The sequence below is a fragment of the Phytobacter palmae genome (genome assembly GCF_039409775.1).
Classification (GTDB): Bacteria; Pseudomonadota; Gammaproteobacteria; order Enterobacterales; family Enterobacteriaceae; genus Phytobacter; species Phytobacter palmae.
The window spans coordinates 212,492-230,267 of sequence record NZ_JBCIVJ010000007.1 but is presented as its reverse complement, the minus strand read 5'-3'; the positions used below and the strand labels follow the sequence as shown (position 1 = coordinate 230,267).

Below are 17,776 nucleotides of genomic sequence, written 5' to 3'. Positions count from 1 at the left end.
GCAATTGGTGTTCTCGCCAGTATTCTTTTTGGTCTGCTGACGTATCTGACCAATCTGTATTTCAAAATCAAAGAGGATCGGCGCAAAGCCGCCAGGGGTGAGTGATGGCAAACAGGGCAAAGCTTAGCGCGGCAATGTTGTCTCTCATCGCTGCAGGCGCATCAGCACCGGTACTGTTTGATCAGTTCATCAGCGAGAAAGAAGGTAATGCGCTGGTGGCAGTTGTCGATCCGGGTGGTGTCTGGTCACTGTGTCACGGCGTAACGGTCATTGACGGTAAGCCAGTTGTTAAAGGCCAACGCGCAACGGAAGCACAGTGCAAGAAGGTAAACGCCGTCGAGCGTGATAAGGCGCTTGGATGGGTAGACCGAAATATCAAAGCGCCGCTACATGATGACGCAGGACACGGTAACGCCGTTCGGTGGTGAGCATCATTTCAACTTTCTCACATCTGCCGGGCAAGAGTTCGCCATCAACTATCTGGTGCACAGCAAATTTGGCAAGCGGCCTCCACGTTCTGTAAGAGAGTTGGTAATCGAGACTTCAATTGATGCTTCCGAGCTACAGTCGACCATTGATGAGGTGCTGGACTCAATCCGTAAGAGTGATGTGTTTAAAGTCCTCAGCGGTCAGACGTTCATCAATGATGCCGTCATCAAAGATGGCAGTATTCATGCTGAATGGCTTTTGAATATACCAACTGGTGACGAGCAGCAATCGGTGGTGTTCCAGGCTGACCGTTTCAAAGTGACGGGTGAGGTCAGCGCCAGCGGTGAACCCACCATCCAGCAGCAAATCCAGCAGGCGGCTAACGCTGTTATTGAAGCGACAAAAGCAGCACTAGCCCGACAAGATGCGGCGATGGCGGATCTGGCCTCTGCTCAGGCTGCTATTGCAAAAAGCATTAACCAGGCTGTGAATAATGCCATTGCCAATGCTCTTAAGCCTGGTGGTGTGCTGTACGCCTTCCGCACCAGAACCTGAACACCTCCGTTTGAACGTCAAAATACCTATTTATGAAAATGATAATCTTTATCATTTGAGCGGGTCCTCCCGGAGGGGGCCTTTGCCACGGGGCGGCGGACTCGCGGGAATCGGCTGGTTTTCATATTTTATAGTCATCATCATCATGTGTGCAGGTTATTGATTTTCCGGGACCCGGTTAATCAATGATGTCGAATCGTACAAAAAGTGTTCACCATCATGGACCAGGAAATCGCGGCCTTAAAACTCAATATCAACCAGCTAGCCGGGATCACTGGCGTCCATCGCCAGACGGTTGCCGCCAGGCTGAAAAATGTTGCTCCGGCAGCAGGCAGTAACAGCAAGCTCAAGCTTTATCTGGTTACTGATATTCTGAGCGAACTGATGATCCCCACCGTTTCCACGGCAAACGTGGAAGAGATGGAGCCGGCAGACAGGCTCGCGCACTGGAAGGCTGAAAATGAGCGGCTGAAATTTGAGGTCGATACGCAGCAACTTATCCCCGCCGAAGACGTAACCAGAGAATTTTCATTGATGGCGAAAGCTGTCGTTACTGTGCTTGAAACGCTCCCGGACATTCTTGAGCGAGATTGTGCGCTGACGCCAGTTGCAGTCTCACGTGTGCAGGATGTGATCGACGAACTTCGTGATCAGATCGCGCAGAAAGTGATGGACGCCACAGCAGAGGAGGAAGAGCCAGAGGAGGACTGATGGCGAAACGGGCATCAGCCAAGGGGACCCGTCGTGATGTCTCCGGCATGTTACGTGCCCCGCGTCGTATGAAGGTGGCCGATGCGGTCAGAGATTTTATGCACGTACCCATTGGCGCGGGTCACTCTGTGAAGTGGGATCCGAATCTGACCCCTTACATTATCGAGCCGATGAACTGCCTGGCATCCCGTGAATATGATGCTGTGGTGTTTGTCGGTCCAGCCCGAACCGGGAAAACCATCGGCCTGATTGATGGCTGGATTGTTTACAACATTGTCTGCGATCCCGCTGACATGCTGGTTATTCAGGTATCGGAAGAGAAAGCGCGTGAGCACTCCAAGAAGCGTCTCGACCGCACTTTCCGCTGCAGCCCGGAAGTGAGATCACGGCTCAGCCCACGCCGTAATGACAACAACGTCCACGACCGCACATTTCGCGCCGGTAACTACCTCAAACTCGGCTGGCCGTCGGTCAACATCATGTCGTCGTCTGACTATAAAAGTGTGGCGCTGACGGACTATGACCGCTTCCCGGAAGATATCGACGGGGAGGGTGATGCTTTTTCCCTGGGGTCGAAGCGTACCACCACCTTTATGTCCAGCGGGATGACGCTTGTGGAAAGCTCCCCAGGCCGGGACATCCGGGACACAAAATGGCGTCCCTCGTCTGCCCACGAAGCGCCCCCGACGACCGGGATTCTGTCGCTGTTTACCCTGGGGGTTGGTGCACTGGCCGTCGCCGTCGGGCTGCTGACGTATGCATGGTATAAGGGCTCAAACGAGCTGGATGAATATACCGAACAACTGATCCTGACCGGGAATTACGCCGGGAAAACTGCCAGCCAGCTCGATGGTATGGCCCGTAAGCTGGGTGACAGTACCGGGGAGGTCGGGAAGTATGCCGCCGCACTGGCGGCAGCGGTAGGGACGGGCAATTTAAAGGGGAACATGCTGGAGGCGGTCGCCTCTTCTGCTGTTGCTATGGAGGAAGCCACCGGGAAGGCAGTTGAGAAAACGATTGCTGAATTCTCGAAAATTGCAGATGACCCGGTTAAGGCCGCGCTGTCACTCAATGAGCAGTATCATTTTCTGACGGCATCCGTCTATGAACATATCACCGCGTTACAGAGAGAAGGGGATACAACGGGGGCGGCAAGAGTCGCAGTAGAAAGTTATGCGGATGCGCTGAAATCGCGTTCATCGCTTATTCAGGAAAACCTCGGGACTATTGAAACACTCTGGAAAAACATCAAGGATGCCGCCGGAGCTGCCTGGGATCAAATGCTTAATGTGGGAAGGGAGGTATCACCTGAGCAGACTTTGTCAGGTCTTAAGGAGCGCCTCGAAGCTCAAAAATCTTCACTTAAAACACTAACTGCTTTCCCCGCATCTTCGCCCGATTACGGGTACGGGCGACAAAGTAGTAATTTCCAGGATCAGCTTTCCAGACAAAAAATCATCGAGCAGCAGAACGTTGTTTCATCAACCGAGGCGGAAATTGATGTACTTGAAAGAGCATTGGCCCTCGAAGGCGACATGGCGGCTGTTCATAACAAGTCGGCTGAGGCTCAGGCAAATAATCTGGCAGCATCAATTCGCGCTAATAACTTCCGGGAAAAATACGAATCTAATGCAATAAAACGTGCCCGAGAGCTGGCCGCGCTGGAGAAAGACCGCGGTAAATTTTCTGAGTCTGAATATAAGATGCTCCAGGCCGGGATCGAAAAGCGGTATGCCGACCCCAAAACGGCAGAAACAAAAACCTCAGCCGGAGATAAAGCGCAGGATACTGCACGCGCGGAATTACAGGCATTGCAGTCGCAGCTAAAAACGCTGGAGCAGCATACCAGTGTTAATGATGTTATCAGCCAGCAACGCAAAGACCTCTGGAATACGGAAAATCAGTACGCTGTTCTGGAAGAAGCCAGTCGGCACCGTGCCCTTTCAGCTCAGGAAAAATCCCTGTTAGCGCACAAGAGCGAGACACTGGAATACAAGCGCCAGCTCGCTGATTTAGGCGATAAAGTGGCGGTTCAGCAAAAACTGAATCAACTGGCAGATCAGGCCAGTCGATTTGCCGAGCAACAGGCGGCGAAACGGGCAGCAATTGCCGCTCAGGACAGCGGTACGTCTGCCCGTGAAGCAGAGCGACAGGCCACACTGTCCCGGCTGAATGAGGCCTACAAATTCAACCCGGCCGCACAGCAGCGGGTTGTACTTGAACAGCAAAAAACATATGAGGCTGAGGATGCACTGCGCCAGAACTGGGTGGCGGGTGCGAAAAGCGGCTGGGCGGAATACCAGAGCGATGCGACCAATGTTTTCACCTCGGTCAGGGATGTGTCAAAAGCAGCTTTCACGGGACTGGCAGACCAGATGACGGCGGTATTTACCACCGGGAAATCAAATTTTAAAAGTTTCACGACTTCCATGCTGAAAATGCTGGTGCAGATCACTAATCAACTGATTGTGGCGTACACCGTGCAGCAGGCAATGGGCTGGATTGGTGGAGGGGTTAAACCCGCCGCATCGGGCCAGTCTTTTGCCGTTCCTTCTTACCCCAAATTCGACGTCGGCGGATATACCGGAGATGGGGGAAAATACGAGCCAAAGGGGATTGTTCATGGTGGTGAGTTCGTCTTCACCAAAGAATCGACAGCGCGCCTCGGCGTGGGAAACCTTTATCGCCTGATGCGAGGGTATGCCTCTGGCGGGTTCGTCGGCAATGCCACATCGGGCAGTCTGCAGACTGGCGTTAGTGTCTATGCGCCCGTATCTGTCACGACGCCACAATCCACTCAGGGTCAACAGGGTTCGGCAAATGCTGATGCGCTTGGTCGGGCTTATCAGCAGGTTGTCGACAAATCTATTCGGGAAGGCATTGAAAGAGAATCCCGACCGGGTGGAATGATTTGGGCTCTGACCAAAACGAGGTAAATATGGCTATTGATGCGTTTGCCTGGAAAATTCTGGCATCGGGACAGCCTGCTGTCACCGTCAAAGATAATATCCGTAAGGTTCAGTTTGGTGACGGTTATACGCAGGTAAGTGGAAATGGGCTTAATTCGGAGACCCTGAATTACGCATTTTCCTATACAGGGAATAAAGATACTGCACTTGAAATTTATGCGTTTCTCCGGAGCCATAAAACAAAGTCATTTTCTTTTCAGCCCCCCTATGGGGAACTCGCATTATGGCGTGTTCAGGCTGACAGCCTGCAACTCATCGTTAAAAGTAAAAAACTAATTACCATCACTGCAACCTTTGAACAGGCGTTTGCACCATGAGTCTGAATAATGATTATCAAAAACTGGAGCCGGGAAATGAAATCCGGCTTTTTGAAGTTGATGGTACCTCTTTTGGTGTGGGGGCGGTGCTACGATTTCACAGTCACAATATTGCTCATACCCCGGCAGAAATAACCGTAGCAGGTGGTGATGAATCAACGCTTCCGGCTAAATCCATCTGGTGGCAGGGTAACGAATACAAAGCCTGGCCCTGTCAGATTAACGGACTGGAAAAATCGACTACCGGCAGTGGCGCCACGCCAAAACTGACAGTGGCGAACCTTGACGGCTCCATCACGGCTTTGTGCCTTGCATATGACGACCTGTTGAAAGCGACGGTAACGGTACACGACACGCTGGCGCAGTATCTGGATGCGCGTAATTTCCCTTCCGGCAATGCCACGGCAGATCCCGCTCAGGAAAAGTTGCAGGTCTGGTATATCGACGGGAAAAATACCGAAACATCAGAGGCTATCGAGTTTCGGCTAACCAGCCCGATGGACCTGCAGGGTTTAATGATCCCGACCCGGCAGCTTCATTCTCTCTGCTCCTGGTGTATTCGTGGTAAGTACCGCAGCGGTGATGGCTGTGACTATGCAGGCACGAACTACTTCGACAAAAACAACAACCCGGTAACTGATCCTTCATTAGACCAGTGCAACGGCACGCTAACGGCGTGCAAGTTACGGTTCGGTGAAAATAACGAACTTTCCTTTGGTGGATTCCCAGGCACGTCACTCATCAGGAGCTGATATGCGTCAGAAAACCATAGATGCCATCATGGCGCATGCCGCCGGTGAATATCCTCGTGAATGTTGTGGTGTCGTGGCACAGAAAAGCCGCATTGAGCAGTATTTCCCGTGTCGTAATCTTGCCGTGGCACCGGAGGACAATTTTGTCCTTTGCCCGGAAGACTACGCCGCAGCCGAAGACTGGGGAACGGTAACGGCTGTTGTGCATAGCCACCCCGACGCGACAACGCAGCCCAGCGAACTGGATAAGGCGCAATGCGATTTGATGGCTATAATCCATGCAGAAGCCAATGCGTTAGAAGTTACTGCCGCTACAGGTAACATTTCTTTCCGTGTTAATGGGGGGATTCGTGCTGGTGGTACAAACTATGCAGGAGCACTGAATATATACAGAGGTAACGGTGATGCGAATGCATTGTGGGGACTGAATTGCTCAGACGGAAATCTGAATATTGCATGGGGGTCGGGTTCTGGCGGGACTATCGTAATGGGCGACTCATTTATTCAGCAAGTAAGAGGTATCCGGGGTAAGCAGGGCAGTATCGGCCCATATCAGGTCAATACCTGGCAATTTTACTGGAATACTTCTTCTCAATTAGAAGCCTGGGTTGACAGTATCAACATTGGTGCTGTAAACCTGTTAAGCACATCTGATAAGGGACTGAAAAATAGCATTAGATACGCTAATAACGCAGCAGAATCTCTTGCCGAAGTTATGGGGTGGATGCCTGCGTACTTCAAAATGAAAGCGCGTGGAATTATTCCAGAAACAGAAACCATGCTGGGCTTTATCGCGAACGATCTGGTTAAGGTCTCCCCGGAATGCGTTAGTGGGAAGGGTCTGCCAGAGGATTACGACATCGAGGCGGACCCGAATAACCCCGATGCATATTATCTGAATCAGGTTCCGATGATCGCCAAACTCACCCAGGCGATACAGGCCCAACAGAAACTAATCGACGATCTGACTGCTCGTATTGCTGCAATGGAACCGAAAAAATCTGAGGAACCAGCGGCAGAGTAATCAAAGCGTTATTCAGTGCTGAAAATTGATAGTCAGGAATGACATTGATCTGCCCGCTTATATAATCTCTATCGCTATAGTCGGTTTAATTTTAGGGAAGGAAAAAGAAAAGTTTTCGTATAGTTCGCTTCTGATTGTTGAAGGGTATTCAAACACGCAGCATAAAAAATCCCGCCGTTGTTTTAATGGCGGGCTGGAAAGAAAAAATTCCAAACGTAGATAAGCGTGTTGCTGCATAAACAGTTTTTGAATATTAGTATATTCGAAGAGGTTTTAAATTTGCGGTTCATATCGTATCAATGATTCTTTTTAAAAAGCAGACAGAAAGTGGAAGTTCGTTTTACAACCATAAACCTTCCTTTAAATATATAATAAAAAGTAACTCATTGTTTTCACTAGCAGTGATTTATTATTCTATGCAGCTTTATGTATTATATTTTGTACTCTTCGCGCACTGTTACTGCTGATGTTTTTATCGGTGACATACTTGGCACTATCACGCAACGCTTGGTTAAATGCAACCACTGTCACCGGTTTCGCTATGGATTTGACTCTATTAGAATGGCTTTGAAATATAAATTCGTCATTAGGGTATAATGAACGGCGTTTCTGGATAATATGCCTTACAGGATTCGCAGCCAGTAATTGAATAATTTCATTTTTTTTTAATGGTAAGTCTGACTCCGTAACATCTTCAAATCGTAATACCAGCAATTTCCCAACATTTATCTTAGTGTAGTAGATAGTAACCCACAAATCAGCCCAAGTGTCGCTAACTTGCCTAAGCCTGCTGTTGATCGATGAAAACTCCGTAAAGGTTAACTCATCAGCTTTAGCCATAAGATAACTACCCCTTATCCCAACAATAATACCGCTCTCCATGACGATAAAATACACAAAAGAAATAAAGAGGTAAACCTGCGACTTATAAAAAATCCTTTACTAACTCGCGAATCAGATAACAGATTTCCATGTGGAGGTTCATTGAGATTTCTATTGTCAGCGAAATAACCAGTCATCCGCCGATTCACACGTTTCCAGTAATACACCCTGCACCTATTTGTTATCGCCTTCCTTGTTCTTCAAACGAGCCACCAGCAAAGCAGATAACCCGACCATCCTGCCATAGTGGTTAAAATGTTCTGCTGATGGCTGCTGTCTTGACGCGAGCATAAATCAACGGGGCTTTATCCCACCAACAGGGAGAGTAACCCCAGATTACAGGATCAAGATGCAGTTGCTTATCGCGTTTACTGGACAGGAGAACTTGAAACGGCTATATCGTCGTCAAGGCCAACCCCGGCAAACTGGAACAGTGATGCACTGTCGCTCTGTCTCTGTATGGACGTCAGCAGTTCGCGAAACTGACGAGGCAGTCCTTCATTACGGAAGGAGGGAAAGCGATCGAGAGTGATGGTGTTGAAGGAGTTGAGGCGATTGGACGGGTGCAGTACTTCATCAATAGCAAAGTTGCGCCCCTTTTTCTGATTTAACATGACTTTAACTGAAAAGTTCGAAACATATATCTTCAAAGCTGAAACTGAATGATGATATTGTGAATAAGATATTTTCGACAATGTTATCAGCGGACTCACGAGACTTAATCCAAATTAAAGAGTGCCAATGTTGTATATGTCCGCACTAACATATAGGCGATCATTGATTGCACAGCAATTCTCTGAGGGTTATTTTAGAAATGGAAGAACTTAAATCAAATTCAGCTTCTGACCGCGGTTTTAATCCGGTCTATGCATCTGCCTGTTCGGGCGATATTGATGCCCAAATTAAACTCGGAAAGATGTACCGTGATGGTGACGGGATTGAGAAAGACGGTAATAAAGCCGTCGAGTGGCTGACCAAGGCAGCTAACCAGGGAAGCACTATAGCCAAATTTATTCTGGGCTATATGTACAAGGATGGCGACAGTGTCCCATTAAATTATTCGAAGGCCATTGAGTGGTTTACGTTAGCGTCAGAAGAAGGAGATCTTGATTCCCTGGTTTGGCTTGGGCTTCTTCACGAACGAGGCCACGGGTTTCCAAAAGACCCCTCTAGGGCTGTTGAGTATTACTCAATCGCCGCAGCCAAGGGAGACAGCTACGGACAAAATAATCTCGGAAACTCATATCGATATGGAAAGGGTGTGCCTAAAGATGAAAAAAAAGCCATCGAATGGTTATCAAAGTCTGCAGCACAGGGAAATGAGATAGCTCTGATGTCACTGGGCGAGATGTGCATTGAACAGGGTGACTATGAAAAGGGGAAGGAGTATCTTCGTCGGGCGGGTGAAGAGGGCAACGAAAGGGCCCTTGAAAAGCTGAGCAAGATTGAAGCAGTTCAAGAAAAACACAGAATCGAAGACAGTGTTAAAAAAATCACCTGTCCCTTCTGCGGCAAGCAAAGCGTTTGGAAGTCAAAATTTTGCCACGGCTGCACAGCTCGGATTACGTACGAACCTATAAGAGAATATGAATGGATAGGTATAGGTCTCGGTATTATTTTCGCTGTAGTTGGTATTGCAAATGATCCGAATAATATCGGTAGGATACTATTTTGTTCCTTCATTATATGGTGTCTATCCATCGTCCTCGGTAAATTGTTCGGTAAACAAAGAGCTATGTTCAGCAGAGTCTAAGTCTTCATCCTCAGAAATCGATTTTATTTTACTCTGATTTGGGCAGTGAGTTGCCGGATGGCAAAAATTCCGAAGTAAAGTTTGTCGATATAAGATAATAAGTAAAAACTTACTGAGCGTAGACGTACGCCACGTTTTTCGTCGTCACTGTCCCGGCGAGAAATTATCACAGCCGTGAAGATTCCCCCTTCACGGCTTCTTTTCAGGAAAATATCGTGACGCCCGAACGATGAAAATTTTTGAATAGTCGCTCGCGCTCATGGCCAAAAATGGAACGAGACAAACCTTTTCTTGCTGACGTGTATCTTGCGTCTATGTGACACCAAACGTCCTACCGTAAGCGCTACAGTTAAATCAACTTTTAAATGTTTAATCCGAAACGAGCCACATATCTGCTTCTTCAAACATCTCCTCGATCATGCGGTTGAGTCGCTCCTTCTCCGTTTTCGTGCAATCACTGTTCAGCGCGTTTGCCTGCATAGGTTTCACTCTCACCTCTGCACTTGGGAAAATCTTGTGAACTCTCTTTGTCAGTTCAACCAAGATGATGTCTTTCGCGCCGGGTAAATCCTCAACATTTCTTTTGTCGTAAACGAGCTCAACTAACATAGCTACCTCAGTCAAGTCACTGGTTGGATATACAGTTATTATTGGCTGGGTGTTTATACGGCGTCAAGTGATCGCTCATCTTGCAACGAATCAGTGGGGTATTTTCGACCGGAGGTTTAGCGCAAGGCCTTTATCCGTCTGGGCTGCAGTGAATTGTCTATGGGGCACCGGTGGGACATTTTAGCTTGATAAAGTTCGCCAAAGTTCGGAAACATCATTAATCGATTATTATGCCCAACCGTGAAATACGGCGCTCCTGGACGATATTTGTCGATTTTAAAAATTAAAAGGTCATGGTGTTGATATGTTCAGCCTCGGCGCGTTTACGCTGCATCGCAAAGGCGTAAGTGTTATTCATATCGGCAGGTTTTAACCACACCAGACCGTGTCTGGCATCCAGACGTTTTACCGTCTCGTAAGACTGCTCAGGCGTCATACGCTCTTTTATATGATTGAAGATAATTAGCGAGGTGCCGGTGTATTCCCACGTCATATCAACCTGTTTGTTGATCATCGCGTTGCGGGAAATCACCGTGGCAATGTTGGTTTGCGGCTGCACCTGAAACCCTTTCTTTTGCAGATACTGCATGGTCAGGGCAGAGAGAATGTGCTGCTCAGTAAAGCTTTTGGTCGCCAGAATCAGCGGGGCGGCGTGCACGCTGGCGGTAAAAAGCAGCGTTGCACTCAATAGCCCCAACAGGCGGGAAGTCAGTCTCATAGGGATTCCTTTTCTTATTATCAGGCCGAGTGAGGGCTCAGAAAACGCCCGAGCGCTGCCAGCAGCGTGTCCAGAATCAGGGCAAACAGAGCGGTAGCCGCCGCTCCCAGAATCAATGTCGGGAAATCGTTCAGATAAATGCCCGGGAAGATCAGCTCACCATAACTGCTGGCGCCGATTAAAAAGGCCAGCGGCGCGGTGCCCACATTGATTGCCGTGGCGATACGTACCCCGGAGAGGATCACGGGCAGCGCATTGGGTAACTCAACCTGACAGAGCCTTTGCCATTTGGTCATACCGATGCCGTTCGCGGCTTCCAGCAGTGCTGCCGGAACCGAGCAGAGTCCTGCATAGGTATTACGCACAATGGGCAGCAGTGAGGCCAGGAAAAGGGCGATAATGGCGGGTTTATCACCAATTCCGATGATGACCATCGCCAGGGCGAGCACGGCCAGCGGCGGCAGGGTATTACCGACATTAAAAATCTGCATGACGTATTCGGCGACACCGCGCGCAGCCGGGCGGCTAAGCGCAATCCCGCTGGGAATACCGACCAGCAGAGCAAAGAACATGGAACTGAACACCAGAATAAGGTGCTGTTGCCCGAGATAAATCAAATCCACCTGGCGGGCTCTGATGGTATCCAGACCAATACCCCAGACCAGGAGCGCCAGTACGACGACGATCGCCGCAGTAAACAGCAAGGCGCGTGAGAGTGCGGAAGTGTGCATTGCAGTGTGTCTCCCTGTGTGCATGCGTTATGGCAACGGAGGGTTGCATGTTGTTATGCCATGTTCGGCAGGGTATTTGAGCTATAGCAAGCACCTGGGAATGATTCCAGTCGAAAGAGAATCTTTTAAGATGCGGATTTTGCAGATGATTTACGCTATCGCTGATGGGATAACGGTTAAGAGGGTGGCTAAAGAATTGTCTTAAAATCGCGCCCTTAAAGTGACGTTGTCACGTAAGGGCGCAGTGTCAGGTATTACCGGGATAAGGCTTTTTGGGCAACAGGCATTAATAAACGGCTCTGCCAGTCACTGAGCGTTAATTGGGCAAGCCTACCGGCTGCCTGCCAGAACGGGTGGCGGGCTTCTGCAACAAAAACCTCAAGAAAGCGCCCGGCCCAGGGAAGAAGATGCCAGGCAAGGAGCTCATCACAGGCGGCGTCGCGCTGATTTTCAACAAGCCAGGCTGCCAGCATCAGCAGGGTACCAAAATGATCTTCCGGCTCATTCTGGCTGGCATCCCAGACTATCTGGTTGTCACGCATCCACTGGCGAAGCTCCAGGGTGGATTCGCCAAAGAGAACGTTTTCTTTATCCAGCCAGACGGATCCCCATGGCGGCGCAGGCAACGCCCACGGACCGATAAACAGCCGCTGCCATGCCTGGGGGATCGTTTCCTCGCTTTCAGCGCAGAATAAGGGTACGAGAGGTGCCAGCGCCTCTGGCGCCAGCGGCCATTGTGTATGCCATTCACCCTGGCTGAATGCTGCGATCAGCGCCTGTGTCTGCTCACTTTCCGGCGGGTAGTAAAATAACGCGCCCAGAACGCGTGCTGAAAAGGCGAAATCGTTTGTGTATAAAGTGTCAGTCATTACGTTCCCTGCATCTCTGCTTAACCCGCAACTGCCATACCGACAGTCATATGTAACCCATAGAACAGACCACGGCCCATCAGCTCGCCTGCAACTACCAGTACGATACCGAGAAGCAGGCTGGCAGCACGTGGCTGTTTTCGCATGATCAATGGACAGAGCCAGCAGCCGAGACCTGCAGCCAGCAGAACCATACGCCAGACCTGCATTTCGCTCCAGGCGGGCACCAGCATGCTGGCCTGCTGTACGGAACTGTGGATCCCGGCAAGGCTCATCCCTTGCAGAATAACCAGACCGAGGCTTGCCAGCAACGCTATCACACTCAGCGAGGCGAAAAGGGTGCCATTGAAACTGATTTGCGCCAGACGCAGCAGCAGTGCCGCCAGTAACGGGCCGCCGAGTAGCATAGTGAGAAAGAACCCGGCGGTGGTATAACCATTATGCCAGGTCGGAACGGTATCAATCTGATAGACACGGCTCATGGCCCAGACAAACATGACGCCCAGCACCATGCTGACCAGCAGCCAGATTTTTCCCAGCGCAGCCGGCATTTTACCCAGCACCGTCACCAGCCACCAGAAGCCGCCTGCGGCGAAGAAGATCGACCCCGCAGCGATTTCATTACTTAACGCGGACGCGCCCACCCGGTTTAGTGAGTTAAGTGCGCGCACAGGCGAACCGAGGTGCATCATGGAGGCGATAAAACCAATACCCATTAGCGCCCAAAGAAAGAACATGTGCAGCGCAATGCGCCGCTGACCGGGCGCATCGTCTTTCGCCGCCATCCATCCTATGCCGGTGACGATAAGGCCACCCGCCACGCATTGCCCTAATACAGTGAACAGGACCAGCGGCCACTCATGCCATCCGTTTCCCATCTCACACCTCCAGCGGATTTGCCAGGTAGCCCGTCGTATCCCCTGTCGGGCGGCTATTGGCGTTAGGTTTAATCACAATGCACGGCTTCGTGAAGTGCGAAGCAGGGAGCGGGGCGACAGCTGCCAGCTCCCCGTGCTTTTTACGCAGCTCTTCAATCGGCCCGAAATCCAGCGCGCGTAACGGGCAGGATTCCACGCAAACAGGTTTATGGCCTTCGGCGACACGGCTGTAGCAGCCATCGCACTTGGTCATATGACCTTTTTCCGCGTTGAACTGCGGCGCACCGTAAGGACAGGCCATATGGCAGTAACGGCAACCGATGCAGATATCTTCATTCACCACCACGAAACCATCTTCGCGTTTATGCATCGCCCCGCTGGGACAGACTTTAGTACAGGCCGGATCCTCGCAGTGGTTACAGGCGATAGAGAGGTAATAGGCGAAAACGTTCTGGTGCCAGACGCCGTTATCCTCCTGCCAGTCTCCCCCCGCGTATTCATAGATGCGACGGAAGCTGACATCCGGGGTTAAGTTCTTGTAATCCTTACACGCCAGCTCACAGGTTTTGCAGCCGGTGCAACGTGCGGAGTCGATATAAAATCCATATTGTGTGGTCATCGGTTACTCCTTAAACCTTTTCGATTTCGACGAGATTGGTGTGCTGCGGGTTACCTTTCGCCAGTGGCGACGGATGATGGGTCGTTAACGTGTTCACGCAACCGCCATGGTCAATGCGATCGCCATTCATATCGGCGTTGTGCCAGGCGCCCTGGCCCATGGCGCTGACTCCCGGCATGATGCGCGGTGTCACTTTGGCAGCAATGCGTACTTCACCACGGCCGTTGAACACCCTGACCACATCCCCACTGACAATGCCGCGTTTTTGCGCATCAATCGGGTTAATCCACACTTCCTGGCGGCAGGCCGCCTCGAGGATATCGATATTACCGTAGCTGGAGTGTGTCCTGGATTTGTAATGGAAACCAAAAAGCTGTAGCGGATAGTTATGACGCGCCGGGTCATCCCAGCCCTCCGGCGTTGAAGCGTAGACCGGTAAAGGGCTTATTACTTCCCCTTTGGGTATCTCCCAGGTGCTGGCAATCCTGGCAAGGCTGCTGGAGTAGATTTCAATTTTGCCAGATGGCGTTTTCAGCGGATTGGCCTGCGGATTGTCACGGAATTTTTTATAGGCCACATAGTGTCCGGCGGGGTCTTTACGCTTATAAATCCCCATTTTTTTCAGATCGTCATAGGAGGGCAGTAGGGGATCTTTTGCCAGCATTTTGGCGTAAAGGTACTTAAGCCACTCTTCCTGGGTGCGCCCTTCGGTGAATTTCTGGTAAATATCCGGCCCGAGGCGTCTGGCGATTTCACTGGTTATCCAGTAAATCGGTTTGCGCTCGAATTTCGGTGCGGTAACCGGCTGGATAAAAATCAGATATCCCATGTTCCCGGCGTAATCGTTCGGGATGATATCTTCCTGCTCAACGGTCATTAAATCGGGCAGCAGAATATCGGCATACATTGCCGATGAGGTCATGAAATTCTCAATGACGACAATCATTTCGCATTTCTTGTCGTCCTGTAAAACGTCATGGGTATGGTTGATGTCACCATGTTGGTTGGTGATGGTGTTACCGGCATAGTTCCAGATAAATTTGATGGGGACATCGAGTTTATCTTTACCCTGAACACCATCACGCAAGGCGGTCATCTCCGGGCCACGCTCTATGGCATCGGTCCAGGTAAAGCAGGATATTTTGGTTTTTACCGGGTTTTCCGGCATCGGCATGCGTTCAATGGTAATGGTATAGGTGGACTCACGCGCGCCGCTGTTCCCGCCGTTGATACCGACGTTGCCGGTCAGGATAGGCAACATCGCGATAGCGCGGGAGGTCAGCTCGCCATTTGCCTGACGCTGCGGTCCCCAGCCCTGGCAAATATAAGCAGGTTTGGTTTGACCGATCTCACGCGCCAGTTTGACAATGCGATCGACCGGAATGCCGGTCACGGCAGAAGCCCACTGCGGCGTTTTGGCAATACCGTCGTCGCCCTGGCCTAAAATATAGGCTTTGTAGTGACCATTGGCTGGCGCACCTTCCGGCAGGGTTTTCTCGTCGTAACCGACGCAGTACTTGTCCAGGAAAGGCTGATCGACCATATTTTCATTAATTAATACCCAGGCAATACCGGCAACCAGTGCGGCATCAGTACCCGGACGGATAGGGATCTACTCATCTTCGCGCCCGGCAGCAGTATCGGTATAGCGCGGGTCGATAACGATCATCCGTGCACCGGAACGTTCGCGCGCCTGTTCCAGAAAATAAGTGATACCGCCGCCGCTCATGCGGGTTTCGGCCGGGTTGTTGCCAAACATGACTACCAGTTTGGTATTTTCGATGTCAGACGTGCTGTTTCCTTCATTGGAACCGTAGGTATAAGGCATCGCACAGGCGATCTGCGCCGTACTGTAAGTACCATACTGACCGAGGAAGCCGCCATAAATGGCCATCAGGCGGGCAATGATAGAAGCAGAAGGGGAAGAACGGGTGATGTTGCCGCCCACGATACCGGAGGAGTAGTTAATATAGACTGCCTCGTTACCGTATTTTTCCACAATCCCTTTCAGGCTGCCTGCAATGGTATCAAGTGCCTCATCCCAGGAGATTCGCTCAAATTTACCTTCGCCACGTTTCCCCACGCGCTTCATCGGGTTGTTAAGGCGATCCGGATGGTTGATGCGACGACGGATTGAACGCCCGCGAAGGCAGGCACGAACCTGGTGATTACCGTAAACATCATCCCCGGTATTATCTGTCTCGACCCAGTAGACTTCGTTATCGCGTACGTGTGAACGTAACGCGCAGCGGCTACCACAGTTGACGGAGCACGCGCCCCATACAACTTTATCTTCTGCAGGTTGCAGGGCGCTTTGAACCGCAGCAGCAGCGGTGCGCATGCCAAAAGGAAGAGAAAAACTACCTGCTGCCAGCGCCAGCGAACCCAGCGCGGTGGATTTAACGAGTGTTCGTCGACTGATCCCGCCACCACTCTCAATAATGGACATAGCTCACTCCGTTATAGCTTATAATTGAAAGATATTACCCACTGAAATTACGAGCAGGCTAACTATGAGAGTAATGCTACTTAACGAGAGGCAGAGGGATCTTAATGGGGATCAATAAGAGGGCTAATCCCCATTCTTTTTGCAGGGAAATACACTTATTGCGCGGCGGGTTTATTGCTCTCTTGCGGCGTTATTTCTCCGGATTGTGAATTTGTGCTCCCACGGGTGCGGGTATAAAGAATTTTCCAGTTGTCATTACTACAATGGCCCACCACCTGGGCACCGGACCCGCTATTTTGGTCGTTAGGTTCGATGGTCAGCGTAAAGTCTGTTTCTGGTACGCCATTATTTATAATCTTTTGTTGTATATCACTTTTTACTCTTTCGCAGGAATCCGGTGCGGCATAAGCGGATGCCGAACCGATAAACAAAATTGCGCCTATCCAGAGGGAATGTTTCATTTGCGACTCCTTATACATTAATCACATTAAATGCGTGGCGACGAAGATGTAAGGCTAGGCGAAATCAGGCCAAAACAGAAATGCGCATTATCTTAGTTTTGTATCGTTATATTATTATGTATATAGCGTGGTATATTTTCCTGCAAAAAAAGGGCAAGTTTATCGATATTATTTTGCCTTGCTGAATCTGCAGGCCAGACCAGGTAATAACCATCGCCGGTATCGATCGCCACAGGGAACGGTGCGACCAGAAGGTGCTGCTCCATCGCGGTCTGGCTAAGCAGAAGATCGCCAATCGTTACACCATGTCCCCCCATCGCAGCCAGCATGCCCTGTTCAAGGGTATCAAACACTTTGCCGCCAGCCAGACTCAACCCGCTATATAAGCCGCTGCTGTTAAGCCAGCGCCGCCAGTCCCGGCGGTCGCGTGAGGGGTGGATAAGCTCGCAGGACGCCAGATTAACGCGCGCCTTATCAAGCAAATCCGGGGCGCAAAGGGGGATCAGCCATTCATCAAACAGACGTAAACAGCGCGTTCCCGCACCGAAATTTCCGTTGCCTAGCAGGATGGCGCAATCGAAAGGTTCTTTGGTGAAATCGACATTGTCGATATCCATCCAGATGCTGGACACTTCGACTTCCGGTGTCGCGTGTTGCGACCGGAACTTAGCCATCACATCCAGCAACCAGCGCATCGTCAGCGTGGAGGGAGCCTTTAGCCGTAGTTGTACATGGGTGCTGCGCAGTTGCCGACAGGCATTCTCCAGCTGTGAAAACCCTTGCTGTAACTGAACCGCGAGCATACGCCCGGTATCGGTAAGCATGACCTTTGGCCCATTTCGCTCAAAAAGCTGACAAGCGAAGTAATCTTCCAGCGTGCGGATATGCCGACTGACCGCGCCTGGCGTCACGTTGAGAAGTTCAGCAGCCTGGCTAAAGGAGCTCGACTGTGCCGCTACGGTAAAGGCGCGTAACGCATACAGATGAGGGAGGTTTTGATTCATAGCGCTTTTTTATATTGAGTTTTACTCACGGTTGAAGCCAGTTTAA

16 protein-coding genes and 4 pseudogenes are annotated in these 17,776 nt (G+C 50.5%); 9 read left to right on the top strand and 11 right to left on the bottom strand.

The window, feature by feature from the left end:
* The 8 genes and pseudogenes from AAIG39_RS11465 to AAIG39_RS11430 form a co-directional block, all read left to right on the top strand.
* Positions 1-105, top strand: a 105-nt coding sequence (locus AAIG39_RS11465) for a phage holin (RefSeq protein WP_343193898.1), incomplete at its 5' end; no start/stop codon positions are given.
* Positions 105-389: pseudogene (locus AAIG39_RS11460) on the top strand (glycoside hydrolase family protein); the annotation flags it as partial. The gene AAIG39_RS11465 and the pseudogene AAIG39_RS11460, both read left to right, overlap by 1 nt.
* A gap of 1 nt (position 390) precedes the next feature.
* On the top strand, positions 391-984 hold the full coding sequence (locus tag AAIG39_RS11455; RefSeq protein WP_343193892.1) for a hypothetical protein: 594 nt from the start codon (positions 391-393) through the stop codon (positions 982-984).
* A 219-nt stretch (positions 985-1,203) separates the two neighbouring features.
* The gene (locus tag AAIG39_RS11450) at positions 1,204-1,695 is read left to right on the top strand and encodes a DUF1441 family protein (protein WP_079497860.1); all 492 of its coding nucleotides are present in this window, start codon (positions 1,204-1,206) and stop codon (positions 1,693-1,695) included.
* Positions 1,695-4,631 (top strand): phage tail tape measure protein, encoded by a 2,937-nt coding sequence (locus tag AAIG39_RS11445; protein WP_343193891.1) that lies wholly within the window; start codon positions 1,695-1,697, stop codon positions 4,629-4,631. The genes AAIG39_RS11450 and AAIG39_RS11445 overlap by 1 nt, the downstream gene beginning before the upstream one ends.
* A gap of 2 nt (positions 4,632-4,633) precedes the next feature.
* A complete protein-coding gene (locus AAIG39_RS11440) occupies positions 4,634-4,981 on the top strand; it encodes a phage tail protein (RefSeq protein WP_343193890.1) in 348 nt (115 codons plus the stop codon).
* Positions 4,978-5,733: a phage minor tail protein L gene (locus AAIG39_RS11435; protein ID WP_343193889.1), complete on the top strand. Its 756-nt coding sequence runs from the start codon at positions 4,978-4,980 to the stop codon at positions 5,731-5,733. Before AAIG39_RS11440 ends, AAIG39_RS11435 begins: the two co-directional genes overlap by 4 nt.
* Before the next feature lies 1 nt (position 5,734).
* Positions 5,735-5,995 (top strand): annotated as a pseudogene (locus AAIG39_RS11430) (C40 family peptidase); the annotation flags it as partial.
* 1,176 nt (positions 5,996-7,171) lie between these two features.
* On the opposite strand, the gene AAIG39_RS11425 reads toward AAIG39_RS11430, so the two are convergent.
* Together AAIG39_RS11425 and AAIG39_RS11415 are read right to left on the bottom strand one after the other, a co-directional pair.
* A complete protein-coding gene (locus AAIG39_RS11425) occupies positions 7,172-7,597 on the bottom strand; it encodes a hypothetical protein (protein WP_343193888.1) in 426 nt (141 codons plus the stop codon).
* A gap of 410 nt (positions 7,598-8,007) precedes the next feature.
* Positions 8,008-8,253 carry a hypothetical protein gene (locus AAIG39_RS11415; RefSeq protein WP_343193887.1) on the bottom strand — a complete coding sequence of 82 codons (246 nt, stop codon included), beginning with the start codon at positions 8,251-8,253 and terminating at the stop codon, positions 8,008-8,010.
* A gap of 200 nt (positions 8,254-8,453) precedes the next feature.
* Between AAIG39_RS11415 and AAIG39_RS11410 the strand changes: the two genes are divergently transcribed.
* Positions 8,454-9,392 (top strand): tetratricopeptide repeat protein, encoded by a 939-nt coding sequence (locus AAIG39_RS11410; RefSeq protein WP_343193886.1) that lies wholly within the window; start codon positions 8,454-8,456, stop codon positions 9,390-9,392.
* Positions 9,393-9,761: 369 nt separating this feature from the next.
* Here AAIG39_RS11410 and AAIG39_RS11405 read toward each other — a convergent pair whose 3' ends face one another.
* From AAIG39_RS11405 to AAIG39_RS11365, 9 genes and pseudogenes are all read right to left on the bottom strand, one after another.
* A complete protein-coding gene (locus AAIG39_RS11405) occupies positions 9,762-10,001 on the bottom strand; it encodes a DinI family protein (protein WP_343193885.1) in 240 nt (79 codons plus the stop codon).
* Positions 10,002-10,290: 289 nt separating this feature from the next.
* Positions 10,291-10,719: pseudogene (locus tag AAIG39_RS11400) on the bottom strand (glycine betaine ABC transporter substrate-binding protein); the annotation flags it as partial.
* 20 nt (positions 10,720-10,739) lie between these two features.
* A complete protein-coding gene (gene osmY / locus AAIG39_RS11395; RefSeq protein ID WP_090088781.1) occupies positions 10,740-11,450 on the bottom strand; it encodes an osmoprotectant ABC transporter permease OsmY in 711 nt (236 codons plus the stop codon).
* A gap of 254 nt (positions 11,451-11,704) precedes the next feature.
* A complete protein-coding gene (gene dmsD / locus AAIG39_RS11390) occupies positions 11,705-12,319 on the bottom strand; it encodes a Tat proofreading chaperone DmsD (RefSeq protein WP_090088783.1) in 615 nt (204 codons plus the stop codon).
* Between the two features lie 20 nt (positions 12,320-12,339).
* A complete protein-coding gene (locus AAIG39_RS11385; RefSeq protein ID WP_343193884.1) occupies positions 12,340-13,197 on the bottom strand; it encodes a dimethyl sulfoxide reductase anchor subunit family protein in 858 nt (285 codons plus the stop codon).
* 1 nt (position 13,198) lies between these two features.
* Positions 13,199-13,816, bottom strand: a complete 618-nt coding sequence (locus tag AAIG39_RS11380) for a DMSO/selenate family reductase complex B subunit (protein ID WP_343193883.1) — start codon at positions 13,814-13,816, stop codon at positions 13,199-13,201.
* A 10-nt stretch (positions 13,817-13,826) separates the two neighbouring features.
* A pseudogene (gene ynfE / locus AAIG39_RS11375) lies at positions 13,827-16,265 on the bottom strand (selenate/tellurate reductase subunit YnfE).
* Between the two features lie 155 nt (positions 16,266-16,420).
* Entirely contained in the window at positions 16,421-16,726 is a 306-nt protein-coding gene (locus tag AAIG39_RS11370; RefSeq protein ID WP_343193882.1) for a DUF1161 domain-containing protein, read from the bottom strand.
* A 92-nt stretch (positions 16,727-16,818) separates the two neighbouring features.
* On the bottom strand, positions 16,819-17,730 hold the full coding sequence (locus tag AAIG39_RS11365) for a LysR substrate-binding domain-containing protein (RefSeq protein ID WP_090089245.1): 912 nt from the start codon (positions 17,728-17,730) through the stop codon (positions 16,819-16,821).
* Between the last annotated feature and the right edge of the window lie 46 nt (positions 17,731-17,776).

Bases quoted from the DNA above. Each gene is read 5' to 3' on its own strand.
- AAIG39_RS11455 (WP_343193892.1), top strand. From the start codon at position 391: ATGATGACGCAGGACACGGTAACGCCGTTCGGTGGTGAGCATCATTTC.
- AAIG39_RS11450 (WP_079497860.1), top strand. From the start codon at position 1,204: ATGGACCAGGAAATCGCGGCCTTAAAACTCAATATCAACCAGCTAGCC.
- AAIG39_RS11445 (WP_343193891.1), top strand. From the start codon at position 1,695: ATGGCGAAACGGGCATCAGCCAAGGGGACCCGTCGTGATGTCTCCGGC.
- AAIG39_RS11440 (WP_343193890.1), top strand. From the start codon at position 4,634: ATGGCTATTGATGCGTTTGCCTGGAAAATTCTGGCATCGGGACAGCCT.
- AAIG39_RS11435 (WP_343193889.1), top strand. From the start codon at position 4,978: ATGAGTCTGAATAATGATTATCAAAAACTGGAGCCGGGAAATGAAATC.
- AAIG39_RS11425 (WP_343193888.1), bottom strand. From the start codon at position 7,597: ATGGCTAAAGCTGATGAGTTAACCTTTACGGAGTTTTCATCGATCAAC.
- AAIG39_RS11415 (WP_343193887.1), bottom strand. From the start codon at position 8,253: ATGTTAAATCAGAAAAAGGGGCGCAACTTTGCTATTGATGAAGTACTG.
- AAIG39_RS11410 (WP_343193886.1), top strand. From the start codon at position 8,454: ATGGAAGAACTTAAATCAAATTCAGCTTCTGACCGCGGTTTTAATCCG.
- AAIG39_RS11405 (WP_343193885.1), bottom strand. From the start codon at position 10,001: ATGTTAGTTGAGCTCGTTTACGACAAAAGAAATGTTGAGGATTTACCC.
- osmY (WP_090088781.1), bottom strand. From the start codon at position 11,450: ATGCACACTTCCGCACTCTCACGCGCCTTGCTGTTTACTGCGGCGATC.
- dmsD (WP_090088783.1), bottom strand. From the start codon at position 12,319: ATGACTGACACTTTATACACAAACGATTTCGCCTTTTCAGCACGCGTT.
- AAIG39_RS11385 (WP_343193884.1), bottom strand. From the start codon at position 13,197: ATGGGAAACGGATGGCATGAGTGGCCGCTGGTCCTGTTCACTGTATTA.
- AAIG39_RS11380 (WP_343193883.1), bottom strand. From the start codon at position 13,816: ATGACCACACAATATGGATTTTATATCGACTCCGCACGTTGCACCGGC.
- AAIG39_RS11370 (WP_343193882.1), bottom strand. From the start codon at position 16,726: ATGAAACATTCCCTCTGGATAGGCGCAATTTTGTTTATCGGTTCGGCA.
- AAIG39_RS11365 (WP_090089245.1), bottom strand. From the start codon at position 17,730: ATGAATCAAAACCTCCCTCATCTGTATGCGTTACGCGCCTTTACCGTA.